This is a genomic window from Methanothermobacter defluvii (assembly GCF_003385755.1).
Lineage (GTDB): Archaea > Methanobacteriota > Methanobacteria > Methanobacteriales > Methanothermobacteraceae > Methanothermobacter > Methanothermobacter thermautotrophicus.
Window position 1 is genome coordinate 1 of sequence record NZ_QREL01000004.1, and the last position, 17746, is coordinate 17746.

Annotated in this window: 14 protein-coding genes and 1 rRNA gene; 2 read left to right on the forward strand and 13 right to left on the reverse strand. The window is 48.2% G+C overall.

Annotated elements, in window-relative coordinates; all coding sequences use genetic code 11:
- Window positions 1–119: 119 nt before the first annotated feature.
- A 5S ribosomal RNA gene (gene rrf / locus C7452_RS08395) occupies window positions 120–240 on the forward strand.
- Between the two features lie 216 nt (window positions 241–456).
- Here the strand turns inward: rrf and C7452_RS08400 are convergent.
- The 8 genes from C7452_RS08400 to C7452_RS08435 form a co-directional block, all read right to left on the reverse strand.
- Complete coding sequence (locus tag C7452_RS08400; protein WP_245942908.1) at window positions 457–1950, reverse strand: trehalose-6-phosphate synthase; 1494 nt, start codon at window positions 1948–1950, stop codon at window positions 457–459.
- Window positions 1940–3241, reverse strand: a complete 1302-nt coding sequence (locus C7452_RS08405) for a phosphohexomutase domain-containing protein (protein WP_245942909.1) — start codon at window positions 3239–3241, stop codon at window positions 1940–1942. The genes C7452_RS08400 and C7452_RS08405 overlap by 11 nt, the downstream gene beginning before the upstream one ends.
- Window positions 3242–3246: 5 nt before the next feature.
- Window positions 3247–4398 carry a nucleotidyltransferase family protein gene (locus C7452_RS08410; RefSeq protein WP_147299770.1) on the reverse strand — a complete coding sequence of 384 codons (1152 nt, stop codon included), beginning with the start codon at window positions 4396–4398 and terminating at the stop codon, window positions 3247–3249.
- 76 nt (window positions 4399–4474) lie between these two features.
- The gene (otsB, locus tag C7452_RS08415; RefSeq protein ID WP_115892816.1) at window positions 4475–5269 is read right to left on the reverse strand and encodes a trehalose-phosphatase; all 795 of its coding nucleotides are present in this window, start codon (window positions 5267–5269) and stop codon (window positions 4475–4477) included.
- On the reverse strand, window positions 5262–6329 hold the full coding sequence (locus C7452_RS08420) for a hypothetical protein (RefSeq protein WP_115892817.1): 1068 nt from the start codon (window positions 6327–6329) through the stop codon (window positions 5262–5264). The genes otsB and C7452_RS08420 overlap by 8 nt, the downstream gene beginning before the upstream one ends.
- An 8-nt stretch (window positions 6330–6337) precedes the next feature.
- Complete coding sequence (locus tag C7452_RS08425; protein WP_245942910.1) at window positions 6338–8278, reverse strand: MutS-related protein; 1941 nt, start codon at window positions 8276–8278, stop codon at window positions 6338–6340.
- 162 nt (window positions 8279–8440) lie between these two features.
- Entirely contained in the window at window positions 8441–10864 is a 2424-nt protein-coding gene (locus tag C7452_RS08430) for a U32 family peptidase (RefSeq protein ID WP_115892819.1), read from the reverse strand.
- Window positions 10865–10892: 28 nt separating this feature from the next.
- Entirely contained in the window at window positions 10893–12215 is a 1323-nt protein-coding gene (locus C7452_RS08435) for a response regulator (protein WP_170130334.1), read from the reverse strand.
- Window positions 12216–12381: 166 nt separating this feature from the next.
- On the opposite strand from C7452_RS08435, the gene tmk reads away from it, so the two are divergent.
- The gene (gene tmk / locus C7452_RS08440) at window positions 12382–12966 is read left to right on the forward strand and encodes a dTMP kinase (RefSeq protein ID WP_115892821.1); all 585 of its coding nucleotides are present in this window, start codon (window positions 12382–12384) and stop codon (window positions 12964–12966) included.
- A 49-nt stretch (window positions 12967–13015) separates the two neighbouring features.
- Here tmk and C7452_RS08445 read toward each other — a convergent pair whose 3' ends face one another.
- The 5 genes from C7452_RS08445 to mcm are packed head-to-tail and all read right to left on the reverse strand — an operon-like array spanning window position 13016 to window position 17714.
- Window positions 13016–13222, reverse strand: coding sequence for a hypothetical protein (locus C7452_RS08445; protein WP_010877368.1), 207 nt, complete (start codon window positions 13220–13222; stop codon window positions 13016–13018).
- A complete protein-coding gene (locus C7452_RS08450) occupies window positions 13223–14182 on the reverse strand; it encodes a tyrosine--tRNA ligase (protein ID WP_010877369.1) in 960 nt (319 codons plus the stop codon). It abuts the gene before it with no gap.
- A gap of 4 nt (window positions 14183–14186) precedes the next feature.
- The gene (locus C7452_RS08455) at window positions 14187–15245 is read right to left on the reverse strand and encodes a 60S ribosomal export protein NMD3 (protein WP_115892822.1); all 1059 of its coding nucleotides are present in this window, start codon (window positions 15243–15245) and stop codon (window positions 14187–14189) included.
- Between the two features lie 26 nt (window positions 15246–15271).
- Complete coding sequence (locus C7452_RS08460) at window positions 15272–15679, reverse strand: translation initiation factor IF-2 subunit beta (RefSeq protein ID WP_010877371.1); 408 nt, start codon at window positions 15677–15679, stop codon at window positions 15272–15274.
- A 37-nt stretch (window positions 15680–15716) separates the two neighbouring features.
- Window positions 15717–17714, reverse strand: coding sequence for a minichromosome maintenance protein MCM (gene mcm / locus C7452_RS08465; protein WP_394339608.1), 1998 nt, complete (start codon window positions 17712–17714; stop codon window positions 15717–15719).
- Window positions 17715–17746: the final 32 nt, after the last annotated feature.

A 17746-nucleotide genomic window follows, 5' to 3' on the forward strand; every position in this document is an offset into this window, starting at 1 on the left:
GATCTCAGTAGTTAAGTCCTGCTGCGTTGTGGGTGTGTACTGCGGTTTTTTGCTGTGGGAAGCCCACTTCACTGCCAGACCACCCTCATACTCATCACTTTCATCACTCTCATAAATGGCATGGCGGTCATGGCGTGGGGGTTATACCTGATCTCGTTTCGATCTCAGTAGTTAAGTCCTGCTGCGTTGTGGGTGTGTACTGCGGTTTTTTGCTGTGGGAAGCCCACTTCACTGCCAGCCACTCAATCTCAAAAAAATTATATGCATTAATTTTCATAGAATTCAATGTCACATCTTAACGACCGGTGCCACAGGTCCTTCTATGATGTGGGCTGATGCCTCATATGATTAGAAGAAACCCAGCATCGGACAGACTGCCTGCTTCGAGGGTTGCTCGGGGAGGGAAGGGTAATCTACCTGTGAACCCGTAGAGTTAGTACGCAGGCAAAATTTCTATTAACTTTCCCATAGATCCTCAAAATCATCGAACTGCTCGTTGATCCAGTGGTAGATTGTTCTTTTAAGGACCCTTGACTTAAGACCTTCTGAAAGCTTCTTCCTTTTCCCGGGACTCATTTTCATGGCACTGTAAATCGCATCCGCAGTTTCCTTTATATCAAAGGGGTTTACACCTATTACATGCTCAGCAAGTTCATCATAGCATCCAGCCCTTTCTGAGAGTATCAGGGTACCATCTTCTCTATTGATAATCGCAGCCTCCTTTGGCACGATGTTCATACCATCTGCAATGGGATTTACAATCAAGCAGTCATAGTTCTTGAAGGCGGCTGCAACAAGTTCGTAGTCGGCACGGTAAATGTATTCAATGGGTTTCCATTCATCTGTACCATATTTCTCGTTGATCTCATCTACAGTATCTTTGACATCCTCAGAGTAATTCCTGTATTCTCTTATCTGCTGTCTTGTTGGTTTACCGGTTGCAAGAAACTTTACCTTTCCATGAAATTCTGGATGGTCCCTCAAAAATAATTCATAGGCCCGGAAACCACGTATTATGTTTTTGCTGAGATCAGCCCTATCTGTGCGGTATATGAGAAACATGTTCCCCTTTAATTTCCGAACAAATTCATCCTTTTCCATGAAGGTGGGGGAGCTGACGGTCCTTTCCATGCTTTCAGGGTCAACAGATATGGGATAACTTTTAACAAGGGTTTTTTCATCCCCGTTCCTCACGATACCTCTGTCCCTGTCAACCTCATAACCAAGGTCCTCACAGCACTCAAAGAAATTGGCGCAGTATCTCTCTATATGGAAGCCGAGGATGGTATTTGATAGAAGGCCTCCTATTATGTCAGCCCTCATCCTTTCAGGAAGTATATTGAAGTAATCCCTTTGTGGCCAGGGTATATGTATGAAGTGACTTAAAAAGACGTCACCAATTTCCTTTTTTATGAAGAAAGGACATAAATAAAGATGATAATCCTGTAACATAATCAGGGAATCCTTTTCATTTCTCTCAATTTCAGATATCACCTTATCCCCAAATTTTTTATTGACATGGACATACCCATCTTCCCAGGCACGGTAAACTTTATCATCTATCTGAGGATCGTAGGGAGTATTCCACATGTAGTGCTGGACGAACCAGAGAAGAGGATTGCTTATAATGCTGTAGTATGACTCATATCGCTCACGATCCACTATAACGAATGAAACCGTGAATCTGGGATCATCTTCAGGGAGTGGAACCCTGTTCTCAGGGTACCTTGAGGCGACCCTTGCATCCTCAACTGTCATTGCACTTGAAATCCAGACACCACTGAACCTTTCAACAAGGGGCAGCAGTGTTGAGACAAGGCCACCGGCACCCCTCTTCATAACAGTTTCATCATTTTCCTTGAAGAATTCCACAGGCCCCCTGTTGGATACAATAACAGGGTTCTTATCTTCAAGAAACCTCATGGCACGTTTCTGAAGCTCACTCACCATACAGATCACTCATTTCTTTCTTTATAAGATCTATCATATCACGTGATCTTTTCTGGGTTTCCTCCGGGGATTCTGATTCAATATAAACCCTCAGAACGGGTTCAAATCTTGAGGGCCTTATAAGAATAACTCCCACCCGGTCCTCAACCCGTATACCATCAATAAGTTCAGGATCACTTTCCTGAAACTGCTCCAGCAGTCTCTCAATAACAGTATCCTTAAACTCGTTCGGACATTCGACACTGAATTCAACCCTGCTGTACTTACCTATCTCAGATGCGAGGCTGTGGAGTGTCCTGTTCTCCTCTGTAATGATTTCGAGCATCTTTAAAAGTGCGAAGGTGGCGTCATAGCAGCACTGAAATTCAGGGAATATGTACATTCCAGGTTCATCACCGCCAAAAACAGCATTGTTTGTGTGAACCTCATTGAGAACGTTGTTAACAGATGTCCTTATGAGACGTCCTCTGCTAACCCTCTCCAGGGATTTTGATGCAACCACAGAGGACACCACTGGCCCATCCCCCCTTGAAAGGTAATGCCCTGCAAATATTGATAGAACAGTCTGATCCCTTAGGAGCTGTCCCCTCTCATCTATAAAGAAGATAGTATCCCGGTCATTGTCCAGTATAACCCCCATGTCTGCACCCACGGCCTTAACAACATCTGAAATCATGGCTATGCTGGATGGATTTGCGATGGGAAAGTTTTTACCAAAGAGGGATCCCCTGAATGTGATGTTGATGGTCTGACACCCAAGCTGGTTGAGTATCTCACCTTCAACGTTATGGGGGGAGCCCTCATCGCATCCAAGCACAACCATGAACTCCCTTTCACTAACAGAGGGGGCTATGAACTCAAGAACAGATCTAACATAGGATTCAAGATAATTATCAACATACATCAGCTTTCCAAGTTCCTCATATTCCGCATAGAGGGTGGGACGCTGTTCAAGGGGTATTTCATGGTTGCTGAGAAGTTTGATGTTTATTTCATCTGCACGGAGTGGTGAACGGGAAACGTTTATCATGAGATGGGTATCGAAACTCTTCATGTGGTGGTGTATAACCGGAACTGTGGCCACACCGAAATCGATTACATCCACACCTGCAGCCATCAATCCCGTCCCGATGGCCCTCTTTATAAGTTGAGATGGGGTGTGGGCATCCCGTCCTATGAGGACGCGTTTGCAGCTCACATAGTCCCCAATCAGCATCCCGAGGTTGAGTGCAAACTGACAGTCTATATCCCGGTTAACGGAACCCCTTATATCCTGTACATACCGTGCCATGCGAATCACTCAGGTACCAGCGGATAGTCTGAGTCCACAAGGGAGCCAGATAATATCCTGAGACGGTTACTGACGCTGCAGTGAGATCTGATAACGGTGGAGGGACCTATAAATGCCCCGCGACCAATTATTGCGCATCTGTCAATTGCACATCCTGCTCCTATTTCACAGTCTTCATCTACAACACAGTTTAGAAGCTGAGAACCTCTTCCAATCACACAGCCATCACGAATAACAGACCCCCTTATAAAGCTGTTCTCCCCCACGTTAACACAGGGTCCAATCACGGTGTTTTTACCTATGTATGCACCATCATCTACCCTTGAACCATCCCCGAGTACAGCTGGTCCCACAATACGGACCCTGTCACCGATAACGACATCCCTCCCGATCCATATCTTTCCAAATCTACCGGGCACCTCCTCAGCTATCTCACCATCAGGTTCAGGAGTCACCGTTCCATTCAAGACATCATGATTGGCCCTTAAGAATGTGTTGGGTTTGCCGGCATCATTCCAGTATCCGTCGAAAAGGAATCCATACATCCCGGCATCCTTCTCTATCAGAACAGGGAAAATATCGGCTGAAAAGTCAGAGCTTCCCTGGGGGATGTGTTCAAGGACCTCCGGTTCCATCACATATATGCCAGCATTGGCGATTTTGCTGAAGACCTCTTCGGGGCGCGGTTTCTCATGGAATCGTTTTATCTTCCCATCATCATCGAGAACCGCTATTCCATAATGTGAGGGATCTTCAACTGGTGTGAGCGCCACTGTGACAAGTGCCTTCTTTTTTCTGTGGAATTTTACCATTTCTCGCAGATCAAGATCAAAGATTACATCGCCACTGAGTACAATGAAGGTTTCATTTATTTCACTGGCGGCGGCCTTCACACCTCCAGCAGTTCCAAGTGGCTTCTTTTCGACTGAGAATCTAAAGTCAATCTCAGGGTACTCTGCGAGAACGTGGGATCTTATCTGATCTTTAAGGTACCCAAGGGTCATCACAACCTTACTGTAACCAGAATCAAGAACCCTATGGATTATGTAATCGATGATTGGCCTGTTTGCAACAGGTACAAGTGGTTTTGGCCTTGAGAATGTTAAGGGTCTTATTCTTGTACCCTTTCCCCCCGCCATGACAACAACAGATGTCATGAACAATATTTATGTCATACCGAGCTAATAAGTATTTTTTTCCAGCGAATATGCAATTACATTATAATAACCAGAACTATTTTAGGAGCCATCTGAAAAATCTAAGAACTTCGGATACGCCATAGACAAAAAATCGAGCGCTGTTCTTTACCTCAGGAGGTATTTCCTTTGATAATACAAGGATGGGGACGTTTTTCATGCCTCTCTCTGATTCAAGTTTTCTGATTTCTCTGAAGGCATCAGCATCTGTTATATCATCTCCAAGGTACACTGCGGATGACACATCAGAATCATCCAGTATCTTCCTCACTATGAATCCCTTGTTGTAATGAAGGGGTGGCTTGAGTTCCACAAGCATTCTTCCATGGTCCACCTTAAGCCCCTTTGATTCAGGTATCTCCTGCAGGTTTTTGAGTATCCTTTCGCGTGACAGCTCAGGGTCAGTGCACTGACGGTAATGTATGGAATAACAGATGCCCTTATCCTCGAAGATGACGTTCTCTTCATCTATCTTATCCCTCAGTTCAAGGGCACATTTTTTTATTAAAGGGATGTATTCTTCAACCTCACTGAAGCGCTGATAATTACCATTTATTATATACTCAAGGCCGTGGTTTCCAACATAAACTGCACCGGGAACCCCAACCATGCGGAGTGCCTCACGGACCGGCCTTCCACTTATAAATGCCAGGACTCTGTATCTTGATGCGAGGTCCCTCAGCACATCCCTCATTTCATCATCTACACGGGCTTCTTCAGGTGTCGGTGCTATTTCACTTATGGTTCCATCGATGTCTGTAATTATCGCTGTTTTCCTGCCATCCATCAGAAACTTCAGTTCATCCAGAAAATCAAATAGATAATCAGGCATCCAGGACACCCTTAATTCTATCAAAGATTATGTAGGGATCACTCCCAATAACAGCACTACCAAAGAGTTCCATTCCACCTATATCAGAGGACTTCGAGGCTATGTTTCCCCTGTCAACGATCCTTATAATGCCCGGAATATTCATATCCCGGTTGAATGGGTGCATCGAGAGGTTAAAGCTGTGAACTCTAGCTTCATCTATGAGGCACCTCAAAATTTTAAAGAGGCACCTCTGGAGTTCACTGTCCCTGTCAAATTCACTTTTAAATGTTATGTTAATTTCCCTTTCCTTCACAGGCGTGATACTCGCATATACGGATAAACCACCGTATTCAGCCCCCAGCCCGATGGCACTATGCACCCGGAAGACATCGTCATGATAGGATGAACCATAGGTTTTAAGGTACCTTCTGGAGACTTCCTCAAGGAATGAAACCTTTCCATAGGGCCTCTCCCCGAGTAGAAGCTGCATATGTCCATGTATCTGTGATGCGCCGGCACGCGGCATACAGTTCCATACTATAAATGGAAAACGGAATCCTGAGGATTTTTCTGCCATTTTAAACCATTTTGAAGCCGTTGAGAGGTAATCTGAAAGTTCTTCGAAGCTAAAATCAAGGGGATTATGTTTTCTGAAAATTAAAAGGCCACTCCATGCGTCATATTTTGCGATGTTTGACGCTGTGATGGAGTGTTGGCCCCTTACACGCCCAAAATCATCTTCAGGGGTATACAGTTCCGGCATGCAGAAATCACACAGGGCATCGTCCCTGAGCAACTCCCTCAGGATTTTTTTAGCACTCCCACGATCCATAACAGGTTTCTTTAGACGAAATGAATTAAATAGTGCGCCTTCACCGGTCCAGCGGTTGTAAACCCTTATAATCTCCTGTTCTTTCACGGATTCAACAAAGTTTTTATCAAATCTCTCTTCAAGTCCCCCAGTCACCTTAAGGGATCCCTGTGAGCACCCCACTTCATATATCCGGTTAAAGGTTTCATAGATGGCCGGATCCTCACCTTTAAGAGTCCGTATATATCCTTCAAGATATTCAATCATAATGTGGGTTATTGTTCTTCTGCTTTATCTGTTTTCTGAAACTTTTCAAGTATCCTCCCATAGACAATCCTCTCATCATCAGAGGATTTCTCATAGATCATCCTTATTATAAGTTCAGGGGTGCTCCTTGCAAGGTAGTTTATGCGGGGTGTTCTATCAACTATTAAATTGTAGTCATCATCGAGGCCCCTCGCCTCAATACCATCGACCCTGACATCAACATACTTCATTATTTCACGGGCCATGTGGGTAACGATGACCGCAAGGGAACTGGACTCCCCTATGAACTCTATGAATGTTGCTATGATCTTCACGGCAGCTTCAAGTTCTGTGATGGCCTCAAGCTCATCAAGGAGGATAAGCTTTGAATTTTCACTTGTGGTGACCGGGGTGAAGGTCCTTATGAATGATTCAAATGCACCCGCATCCAGTGACCTCTTCTTTGAGATGAAGTAAACCTCATCAACAATCCTGACACGTGCCTCAAGGGCACAGACAGGCAGACCCATCTGGGCCATTATGGTGACCTGGGCCAGTGTCTCAAGGAGGGTTGTTTTACCCCCACTGTTGGCCCCGGTCAGGAGCACCACATTGTCAGGGTCACCGATGCGATAATCAACACGCTGAGGTTTCCCGGATCCCACAAGGTTAAGGTGAAGGGCCCCCCTTAGACTTATTTCATCGCCGAACTCCGGTTCGGTTAGTTCATATTCATGGGCAAAGAGTCCGAGGGCGAGGCGGTAGTCAAATTCCATTATATCCCTTATTTCACCTTCGACTGCTCCCCTCAGTTCATCCAGTCTGGTGGCAGCATCAACCTTAACCTCGAATTCCCTGAGATTCCTTGAAGCCGCCTCAAGCCTCTTAACCCTTTCAACCTCTCTCTGGTCAATCTTGAGGGGATATGATTTTATGAAGGGGTCAAATTCGACACCGCTTCGCTTTCTTATCATGCTGCGCGCCTCAGAGAGGACATCATCAAATATCCTTTCAAGTTTGGCTGTCATACCCTGGTTCAGGAGGGTGAGTACCTCATCACCGCTGAGGTCGATGTCCTTTATGAGGTCCCTGAGCTTCATATCGGCCCAGGCTTTGACTGAATTCACGACTTCATCGATGTCAACCTCCTCATCACCGGCAGCCTGAAGCTCATCCATTATCTCAACGACCTCATGGAGGCAGGTCTCCATTCCAAGTATCCTCTTAATCTCAAGGGCGTTGCGAAAGAGTTCAAGGTTTTTTCTGAAGTAATTGAGGACACATTCAGGCACAATTTCGTGTTTATCTGAATCAGCGGTCACCATTATGGTGCTGAATGTATCCTCAAGTTCAAGCATTCCCTCAGAGTAGACATAGATTATGAGTTCATATTCATCCAGTTCACCAGGGTCCGGATTGAGAATAACAGGATGGTAACGGTTGAGTCCCATGTCTATGAGGAGGTCGTAGTCCTCCCGTGTCTCCACCAGGATGGCCTTCGATGGATTGAAGTTTATGGGCGGGTCCCGGGGTCTGTCTATATTACTGAGAAGTCCCCGAAGTTTCTCAACAGGAAGTTCCTCCACCATCTTCTTCGCTTCCATGACCATTCTTATATGTTCCCTCATGGAAGCGGTGTCTGTGGTGGGATGAAGCAGCATTATACGGTTACGGGCGTAGTCTGTATGGGCATATGACATCATTAATTCGAGTATATCGCGGTATATCTGAAATGCCTTCTCTGTTTTTAAAAATGATGGTAATGGGTTTCCGAGGAGTTTGTTGGCTATTTCAATGGCCCTGCGCTGACTTATACCCTCAATTGCCACAAGCCGATCAATCTCAAGGTTTTTAACTGCCCTGAGGAGTTCATCCTCCCCACCAAATTCATCTATTATCTTCCTGGCCAGTCTCTCCCCTATTCCACCGACCTCTGTAAGGCTTGCCCCCACTGAATCTCTGGAATTCATCAACCCAACTATACATTTCCCTGGATATATATGGATTCAGAGTGCGTGTGGAAAGTATTCTCTGTTGAAGAGGTTACTCCCAGATTTTACTTCAGAAAGAGTGGGGATATTAGGTGCAATAATTCACATCGAAGGTCGCTGCTGATGGGTATGGCAGTTATACTACTCCATGAGGCCATACCTGAAGTGTGATGCTGTTATCCCGTATTCAGCATCCCCCACAATTCTTTTCTTAATATCACCTATCCTTTCAGGGGTTTCAAGGGCATCAATGTATGATTCAACAAGTTCTCCTGTTCTTTCGGGTGACTGGATGCGGCAGTCAATGGAGAAATTCCTGAAACCCCATTCCATCAGTGATGGAAGGAAATCTATGAGACAGGTCTCCTTTGAGTTCATGATGGTGGTTTCACAGCCCATCAGCTGGTTTAATGGGAATATGGCCCCTCTGCTATCCTTTAAAGCCCAGCTGGACTTCGATCTGGTGCTGAACCTAGGGGGGACCAGCCTCCAGGGGTTGTCCCTCGTCACCATTGCGGTGAGGTTACCGTGAACCGGAATCTCAATGTTACCCTCCATGCCCCTGAGATCCTCACTGGATAGCTCCGGTGAAGCCGTGAGCATGTGGAAACTCTCTGACATCAGCATGGCGGATATGCTATTGTATATGTTGAGGGCGGAGGATCCATATATCCTCACATCACCATCTATTAAGCCGGGAATCCCGCATCCACCCACCATGATGTTGAGGCGCATTTCATCTTCAATTTTGAGCAGTCTCCTTAGAAGCCAGTCATGGGTTATATCAGGCCACTTCCATACGAATTCAGCATCGTATCCCGATGCAATGTCACTGGCTTCCCTGAGGATTGATCTGACATCATTCCAGTCACATTCCCTGAAGTCAGTGTGGATCTGGGGTTCGAAGTACACCCTCCCGGCCCCCGCCATCAGGGCCATCTCAAGGGATGGGAGGTCCTCAACATATGCTGAGATGCAGGGACTCCCATCTCCACCCCATGCTGCAGACCTCCTGCCGAAACCCTCTGAAACCTTCTCAGACGATTTCTTCTCCTTAACCTTCCCTGATCTCTTTTCATCAATTATTCTCTTCTCAACTCTACCGAGAAGCTCCCTCCGGAGGGCATTGAGGCCACTGATGGGATGGAAAAGTCCTCCAGGGTATCTGAATTCCGCAAAACTTAATCTGAAGGGTTTATCACCGGCTTTTAGAAGCTGCTCTCTGATTGTGTCGGATGCAAGGGGTCTCCTGAGGGCCCTCTCGAACTTCGTTTCAATGGATTCCCTCAGAGTCCTTCCATCCATTGACCATTCCGCTGTGAGATGAACTTCACCGTCCTCCGTTGCAATGAAACGGAGCTCAACGTCCCAGAGGTGGGGTGGATGGGAATTCCTGAGCTTTTCAGTGAATTTCTGGAGTTCCCTTCGTCCTGTGAGATAGACCCTGCTACCCGGCGTGACAGGTTTTGAGGGAATCGATAGAATACCCCCATCAAGCAGGTGGTCACCGAGGCGGATCCCCATGCCATTTCCCTGGAAGAAGAGGCCATCACCCCTTCGGGGCACGGTCTCTGAGGTCAGCCTTATGAGGACCCTCCCCCCTGAGTACTTCTCAACGTATCCAATGGGAAGGCCACGGTCACCAGGGTATTCACGGCCCATGAAGTCCTCGCCGACCAGGTGGCCCCCGGTAAGGGTCCTGTTGAATGTCAGCTTCAGCCTTTCAAACTCCTTCATGGAGGGTCTCCAGCCACCCTTTTTTATCTCATCAAGGGCCCTCCGGTATACACTGACTGTTGTGGCGACGTACTCGGCTGACCTCATCCGGCCCTCTATCTTGAGTGACCTGACACCGGCATCCACGAGTGTGTCAAGGTGCATGTAGGCTGAGAGGTCCCTGGTAGATAGGAGGTACTTCCAGGGGAGGTTAACAACCCTCCTTTCGGGTTTGAGCTGGATGAGTTCATACTTCTTTCTGCATGGCTGGGCGCACCGGCCCCTGTTACCGCTTCTACCCCCTATGAATGATGAGAGCAGACACTGTCCAGAGTAGCTGTAGCAGAGGGCTCCATGTACAAATACCTCGATATCCACCCCTGCCTTTGAGGTTATATCCCTGATCTCATCAACTGAGAGCTCCCTCGCAAGTATGACTCTCTCAAGACCCATTTCCTCCGCCCATCTGATCCCGGCCATGTTGTGGATGGTCATCTGGGTTGAGGCATGGAGGGGGATGTCGATGGAGAGTTCCTCCCTGAGAAAGAGCAGGGCAGGGTCCTGTATGATCACCGCATCTGCCCCCGCTGCATGCAGTTCCTGGAGGTAATCCGATACCCTCGGGATCTCCGAGTCCCTTATGAGTGTGTTGAGGGTTACGTAGACCCTTCTGTCATGGAGGTGAGCGTAGTCCACGGCTTCCCGGATTTCCCTGAGGCTGAAATTCTCTGCATAGTACCTTGCACCAAAGTCCTTCCCTGAGAGGTAAACCGCATCGGCCCCGGCATTGAGGGCCACCCTGAATGTATCAGGGGAACCAGCAGGTGCAAGGAGTTCAGGTATCTCCAACTGAAATTTCCTCCGGTTAAAATCAGATTTATTTAATCTCCTCGAGGACTTCTGTGACTATTTTAAGGAATTTTTCCACCAGAGCCCTGTTACGTTCCTCACTGGCCTTCAAACGATCCTCTTCCATTTTCCTGTGAATTGCGAGGGCGTATATGTCTGCAAGGCGCTGGAGTAGTTCCAGGTCGCCCTCATCATAGCCTCCTTCCTTCCCTGAGACCATCAATATGCCCACCAGTTCATCCCTGAGGACTGCCGGAACCGCAATCAGGTTGCTGATCTCCACGTGGTCCTCGGGGACACCACTGTAGCGTGGATCAGAGGAGGGGTCATTTAGAAGAATGGCCTCCTTCTCTCTCATTATCCACTCAATTAAACCGCCCAGTTTTAATGAATCTGTATCGAGGTGACACTCCCTTCTGACGTTCTCTGTGAGGGTATAATTCTTCAACGTGCCTGATTCAATGAAACCCGCAAGGCAGTATCTGCTCTCAGTGAGGGCCTCTGCCTTCCTGGTTATGCTATCTGAAATCTCCTCAAGTGACATTGATGCAAGTAACTGTTTTGAGAGGTCTGCGAGTTCCTGGTTTATGAGGGTCTCCCTTTCAAGGGCCCTTCTTGCAGTCTCCTTTTCGGTGACGTCCCGGTGTATTCCCACAACCCCTGTGATATTGCCCTCAAAGTCCCGGAGGGGCGAGAGGGTTGTTTCGAAGTAGAATTTGTCATGGGGTGCCCATGTCCATTCATAGGTCACAGCTTCCCCCTTGAGGGCCCTTCCGATCATCTCATGGTGGACCTCATCCCCGAAGACCTCCACAAGTCCTTTTCCCAGAACATCATCGGCTTCAAGGCCGTATCCTGCAAGGGGTCCTGGGGATACCATCGTTAACAGGCCTTCACTGTCTGCTGTGAACAGTATATCCTGAACCGATGAGAGTATTGCCCTGAAGAGTTCATCGTTCTCAGCCAGTCTACGCTCAAGTTCATGTTTGTAGAGGGCCACCTCAATGACGCTGTGGAGTTCACGGTCCTCGAAGGGCTTTATTATGTAACCGAAGGGTCCTGTTACCTTGGCCCTCCTGAGGGTTTCCTCGTCTGAATATGCTGTTATGTAGACTATGGGGACCTTCATCCGCTTATTTATCTCTTCAGCAGCTTCTATACCGTCCATTTCACCTTTTAGGACTATATCCATCAGTATGATGTCTGGCCTTGTTTTTTCGGCCATTTCAACGGCCTTTTCACCTGAGGAGACGGTGGCTGTAACCTCGTATCCAAGTGATTGAAGGCGCTGGCTGATATCAATGGCAACTATGCTCTCATCCTCAACCACCATAACCTTAGCTCTAGACATGGTCCACCTCAATTATCACTAAAATAATCCTAAATAATTCTGTGTCTGAAGCATTATAAAGTTATGTCCTCCAGCGGAGGAGAAGATCTTTTCCCGGCTTTTGATAGATTAACCACGATCCTCGGTAGGGGAAGATTTTTTTACTCTTCCTGATAGATTAACCACCATGTACATATGCTTTGAGGGAATCGATGGTTCCGGTAAGACAACTCATGCCGCCCTGACGGCCAGCTGGCTTAGGGAAAACGGTTACATGGTCCATGAGGTGAGGGAACCAACCGATTCTAATATCGGCAGCCTTATAAGGAGCATGCTTTCAAGTCCAGATGCCCGGACACCGGATGTTCAGAGGATGCTCGCCCTCCTCTTTGCAGCGGACCGTCTGACCTTGAGGAGCAAAATTGAGGGTGACTGGGCAGAGGATGTGGTTGTAAGTGACAGGTGCTACTATTCCAGCATGGTGTATCAGGGACCTGAGGAATGGATCTGTGAGATAAACAGGTTCGCTCCACGACCGGATGTTGTCATACTTCTCGACATTGACGTGGAGGTGGCCATGGAGCGCTGCGGTGGGACCGATGAGTTTGAGGACCCATCATACCTTGCAGGAGTCCGTGAAAGGTACCTTGAACTTGCAGATAAAAACGGTTTCTACACCGTGGATGCTGAAAGGGGGGTTAACCTGATCCAGAGGGATATAAGGAGGATACTGGCCCCACATTTTGGCATATGTTCAGGGGGTATAATGTAGAAGTCGGCCCCGGATCCTTTCAGGAAAAATAGAAACTTATTATGTGGAATCAGCTCTCTGAGCCGGGGTTTTCAAGTTCCTCTATTCTCTCCCTGAGGGACTCCAGGATTCTGTCCCTCGCCATCTCAAGTTCCTCCATTTCACCCCTCAGAACAGGGCCGTCATCGGTCTGTATCAGTTCAACCTCATATTTTTCGATTATTTCAGCCATTGTTGTATGTGTTATTCCAGGCGGCAGTCTCATCTCATAGAGCATCTAAACACCTTCCATGTATTCCCTTACAGGTTCAAGCATATCCACAAGGTAGTCTGAGACAGCGTTCTTGAGGTCCAGGGGGTGCAGCTCGCTACTGGAGTACATCTCAAGCAGCTCATCGAGTTCCAGTTCCAGGTCGCCCCCGAATTTCTCAGGTCTCCTTATGGTCATCATTCCATACTCTGGCATTATGAAGTACTTCACGATTTCGATGATGGGGTTACCCTCAGTCTCACCCATGGGGCAGTAACTCTTCTTAACCTTCTCCCTTATTTCATCGGGGGAATCATCGACGGCTATGAAGTTACCCTTACTTGATGACATCTTTTCAGAACCATCGGTTCCATGAAGGAGGGGTGTGTGTATGCATACAGGGGCATCAAAGCCAAGTCTGGGCAGGTTTTCACGTGCAAGCATGTGGATCTTTCTCTGCTCCATCCCACCGAGGGCAACATCAACGCCCAGGTAAACCATGTCTATGACCTGCATTAATGGGTATATGACCTCTGCAACCTTATGGTCCCTTGATTCCCTGGTTATCTGGGCCATACTCCTTTTTGCTCGCAGGAGGGTTGTTATGAGGGCCAGTCTGTAGACCAGGTCAGTGTATTCTGGTTCTGTCTGGAACGATGATCCCAGTATGAACTCGGTTCTCTCGGGTGAGAGTCCAAGGGCCAGGAAGCATTTCTGGTTGTAATCTGCAAGTTCCCTTATTCTCTCCATGCTCCCCTTCCCGTTGAGGTAGGCATGATAGTCTGCGAGGAGTATCTTGACCCTGAAGCCAGCATCCTGGAGCTCCCTGAGTTTCCTTACCGTCAGGGCGTGCCCCAGATGAATCCTTCCTGAGGGCTCATATCCGGTGTAGACAACAGGTTCATCCTTCTTGAGGACATCCATTAACTCTTCAGGGGTTATGACCTCCAGAACGTCACGGGTTATGGTTTTCAGTGAATCATCCATTCAATCATTCCTCCGCCTCATCCTCGATGATGTAGAGTCTTTTATCGATTTCTATGACAGGGACCTGTTCCCCTATATCCAGTGTTGATGTGTAGCTGTCTGCCTCAAGGTCCACGGGTTCAAAGGTTTCCGGGTGGAGTATCTGGATCATTCCCGGGGATCTTGAGGTTACAGTGGTGGTCTTCACATCATCTGCACGGCCCACAACATCCATATCCTCATATTCCCCCCAGAGTATGTTCTTCACCTCACGGGTCTCAAGGTCCCTCACACTCACCCCCTTCTTTCGGAGGTCAGTGACTGCCAGAATTCTGTTATGGTGGGATAGGAAGTCTCCAACCCGGAAATTCGCAAGCCTGAGGGATATCCAAGTCCTGTAGAGTCCCTTGCCCGTCGATTTGTCCTGACCCATGAGTCTGGGGGACTCCATTGTTATCCCCCCGAGTTTCTCCCGGATGGCGTCCACAACCTTCCGGGCGGATTTGTGGGAGCCTATGTAGTAGTCAACACCCTCCTTCACCTCAACCCTCTGGGGGAGGTAGGCCAGTTTGTCCCGCCTGGAAAGTTTCAGGAGTGTCCTCTGGACAACCCTGTCAGCTGTTTCTATTTCGGTTTCTGCAAGTTCCCTTCCATCGGCCCTCAGCTGTATAACAGCCTCATAGTAGCCGGAGCTCTGTTTGCTGCAGGTGGGGCATACCGTGTTGGTGATGCGGACCTCCACCTCGTATTCCTGGCTGAGCCGCTTCCCGAGGACCTCTGCATCAACCTCCACAAGGCACCTGTAGATGGTGCCCCTCTCCTGCATTATTTCGAGTTCGATTTCAGGGTTCTCAACGGGTTCATCCCAGCTTATACTGTCCTCAAGGGCCCTGTACACGATTTCCTCGTCTGGGAGTCCTTCATCCAGCCACTGACCACTTATAAACTTTGCACGGCAGTGGCTGCATACCCTGACCTCTATTCTGTCAGGTATCCTGAGGATACTGTAGTCCTCAAGGAAACAGTCCCTGCAGAGGCCTTCATATAATTCAGAATCAGAACTACCGCATCTGACACAGAACATTTTCTATGGCTGCTCCTCTCTGTTCTCTAGACGTTCTTGAGGGGGGCCTTGGCACCGCAGGCCTCACACTTGAGGAGTGATATGCGGCCCTCCCTGATTATCCTTGTGTCCGGTCTGTTGCATTCGTGGCATATGACGAACTTGTTCACGTAGTCCTCTATCCTCTCATTTATGAGGAAGTGGGTGAATTTTCCCTGAAGTATGGCCCTTCCGCCCTCAAGGTTCCCTGCGGTACCCAGTTCCCTCAGAAGGAATTTCAGCAGGTGCTGCGGGTCCCTGTTGAGGGCATCTGCAACCTCCCTGAAGTTCTGTATGAATGTCCTGTTTCCCTGTATGACAGAGTATGCCTTTGGAACCTCAAAACGTTTTGTTTCAAACACTTCAGGGGGCAGCTGGTCTATTGCCCTTTCAAGTAATTTTTCATAATCATCCATAACTGATACCTCCAGTAAAAGTGTGTAAATGGAAAATTCAGACTATCTTAAGGTATCCCCTTGCGGGTTCAAATATGGCTCCCTTGTCCTTGAGGATCCTTATTAGTTCTTCAACCTTTTCCTCACTTACATTATATCTATCCATCATCTCAGTTATAAGAATATTGGTGGGTGCCCTGCCACCGTAGTCATCCTCATATTCCTTTATGAGTTCAAGGAGAAGTCTGAACTTATCCCTCTCTGATTTTGGTGTCCTCCCCTCAACCTTGTCTATATCTATCTTGCCTGTCTCGGGGTCATAGCCGACCTGTTTGAGGCAAGCCTGTGACAGTTTTATTGCCTTCCTTGCATCCTCTGCCTCAACATGTCCCTTAAGTTTTATCTTGGCACTGGCCTCTGATAGACGCACAAGGGCCTCCAGCTGCCTCGCGGTTATGGGGACCGGTGAGTCCTCATCTGCGGCGCTGGCCCTCATGGAGACATAGAAGTCCTCCAGGACCTGCATGGCCTCATCTGTGAGGACCGGCCTGACATTCTTCCTTGCATAGGCTATGTACTTCCTCAGCAGTTCAGGGTCAATCTCGAAGGGCATGTGGTCCTCCTTGTGTGTCTTGAGGATGTGCCTTGCAAGCTCCCTGTCCTTATCCTCATCAGGTTTGTCCTCAACCACGAATATGAGGTCGAAACGTGATAGTATTGTTGATGGAAGGTCTATCTGCTCTGCAATTGACTTGTAACTATCAAATCTTCCGAACTTGGGGTTTGCAGCTGCCAGGACCGAACACCGGGAATTCAGGGTTGCCATTATCCCTGCCTTAGCTATGCTGATGGTCTGCTGCTCCAAGGCCTCGTGTATGGCTGAGCGGTCCTCCTCACGCATCTTGTCAAGTTCGTCCACACAGACGTTACCCTTATCCCCGAGGACCAGGGCCCCCGCCTCAAGGGACCAGCCACCGAATTCGTCCCTCACGGCTGCCGCTGTGAGACCGACCCCTGAGGTACCCTTACCGCTGGTGTATATCCCCCTGGGGGCCAGCTTTGAGACGTACTTGAGCATCTGTGACTTACCGATACCCGGGTCCCCCACTATGAGTATGTGGATGTCCCCACGGAGCCTGGTCTTATCATCCAGTTCCTTCCCGGTTCCTCCAAAGAGCTGGAGGGCTATGGCCTCCTTAACCTCACGGTAGCCGTGTATGGATGGTGCGGTGGATCTTATGATCTTCTCATAGATGTTAGGGTCCCCTGCAAGCTCCTTTATCTTCTCCTCATCCTCTTCACTTATCTGGAGCTCCTCAAATTCCTGTTCAAGGAACTCAGTGTAGTTCCCGTAGATGAAGTTCTTGAAACGTTTTGTCCTCTCGTCCCTCACCGTCCTGAGGGTGCCGGTCACCCTCACAATATCCCCGGGTGTGAGGGTGTCAACCAGGTCGTCCTCCAGGACAACTGTTATCTGCCGGGGCTGTTCCCCACCGGAGAGGTTCTCCAGGGGCTCCTGGAGTTTCAGTGTCTGGGTGTCCAGGAACTCGGATTCGTCCTGAAGGAGCCTGAAGGATCTCCCACCACACTCTGAGCAGAGTGATGGCTCTGTGATCATGTTGGTTGACTGTGTTACCTCATGGAGCCGCATACACCCACGGCACTCAAAGACGGCCTTAACTATCCTTGGCCTTATCTCATCGGTCTTCCTGACGATGCCATCAACTGCCACGAACTTGCCTATGAATTTACTCCGGAGCTCCCTGAGGGGTATTACGTTGCTGACCCCGCTGAACCTTATGTTGAGGTCCACATTCTTTCGGAGGCGGTCGATGTTCCTTATGGCCTGCTGGGCCGCCCTTATCACATCATCGGGTTTTTCGATGAGGAGGTCTGCAAGGTCAGGGTCAAACATTTCAAGGTCAAGATAATCAACTTCAATTGATCTGACGTTTGGATATTTCTCTATTGCCTCAAATACCCTGTCCTTGTAGTCCTGCAGTGAAAAGAATTCCTCAAATTTTGTAAGTGTCTTGCTCTTATCCACGGTTTTCATCATGGAAAGTATATTATGATAACATTATAAAC

Bases quoted from the DNA above. Each gene is read 5' to 3' on its own strand.
- C7452_RS08460 (WP_010877371.1), bottom strand. From the start codon at position 15,679: ATGGATGATTATGAAAAATTACTTGAAAGGGCAATAGACCAGCTGCCC.
- C7452_RS08400 (WP_245942908.1), bottom strand. From the start codon at position 1,950: ATGGTGAGTGAGCTTCAGAAACGTGCCATGAGGTTTCTTGAAGATAAG.
- C7452_RS08435 (WP_170130334.1), bottom strand. From the start codon at position 12,215: ATGTCTAGAGCTAAGGTTATGGTGGTTGAGGATGAGAGCATAGTTGCC.
- mcm (WP_394339608.1), bottom strand. From the start codon at position 17,714: ATGAAAACCGTGGATAAGAGCAAGACACTTACAAAATTTGAGGAATTC.
- C7452_RS08445 (WP_010877368.1), bottom strand. From the start codon at position 13,222: ATGCTCTATGAGATGAGACTGCCGCCTGGAATAACACATACAACAATG.
- otsB (WP_115892816.1), bottom strand. From the start codon at position 5,269: ATGCCTGATTATCTATTTGATTTTCTGGATGAACTGAAGTTTCTGATG.
- C7452_RS08420 (WP_115892817.1), bottom strand. From the start codon at position 6,329: ATGATTGAATATCTTGAAGGATATATACGGACTCTTAAAGGTGAGGAT.
- C7452_RS08450 (WP_010877369.1), bottom strand. From the start codon at position 14,182: ATGGATGATTCACTGAAAACCATAACCCGTGACGTTCTGGAGGTCATA.
- C7452_RS08405 (WP_245942909.1), bottom strand. From the start codon at position 3,241: ATGGCACGGTATGTACAGGATATAAGGGGTTCCGTTAACCGGGATATA.
- tmk (WP_115892821.1), top strand. From the start codon at position 12,382: ATGTACATATGCTTTGAGGGAATCGATGGTTCCGGTAAGACAACTCAT.
- C7452_RS08455 (WP_115892822.1), bottom strand. From the start codon at position 15,245: ATGTTCTGTGTCAGATGCGGTAGTTCTGATTCTGAATTATATGAAGGC.
- C7452_RS08410 (WP_147299770.1), bottom strand. From the start codon at position 4,398: ATGACATCTGTTGTTGTCATGGCGGGGGGAAAGGGTACAAGAATAAGA.
- C7452_RS08425 (WP_245942910.1), bottom strand. From the start codon at position 8,278: ATGAATTCCAGAGATTCAGTGGGGGCAAGCCTTACAGAGGTCGGTGGA.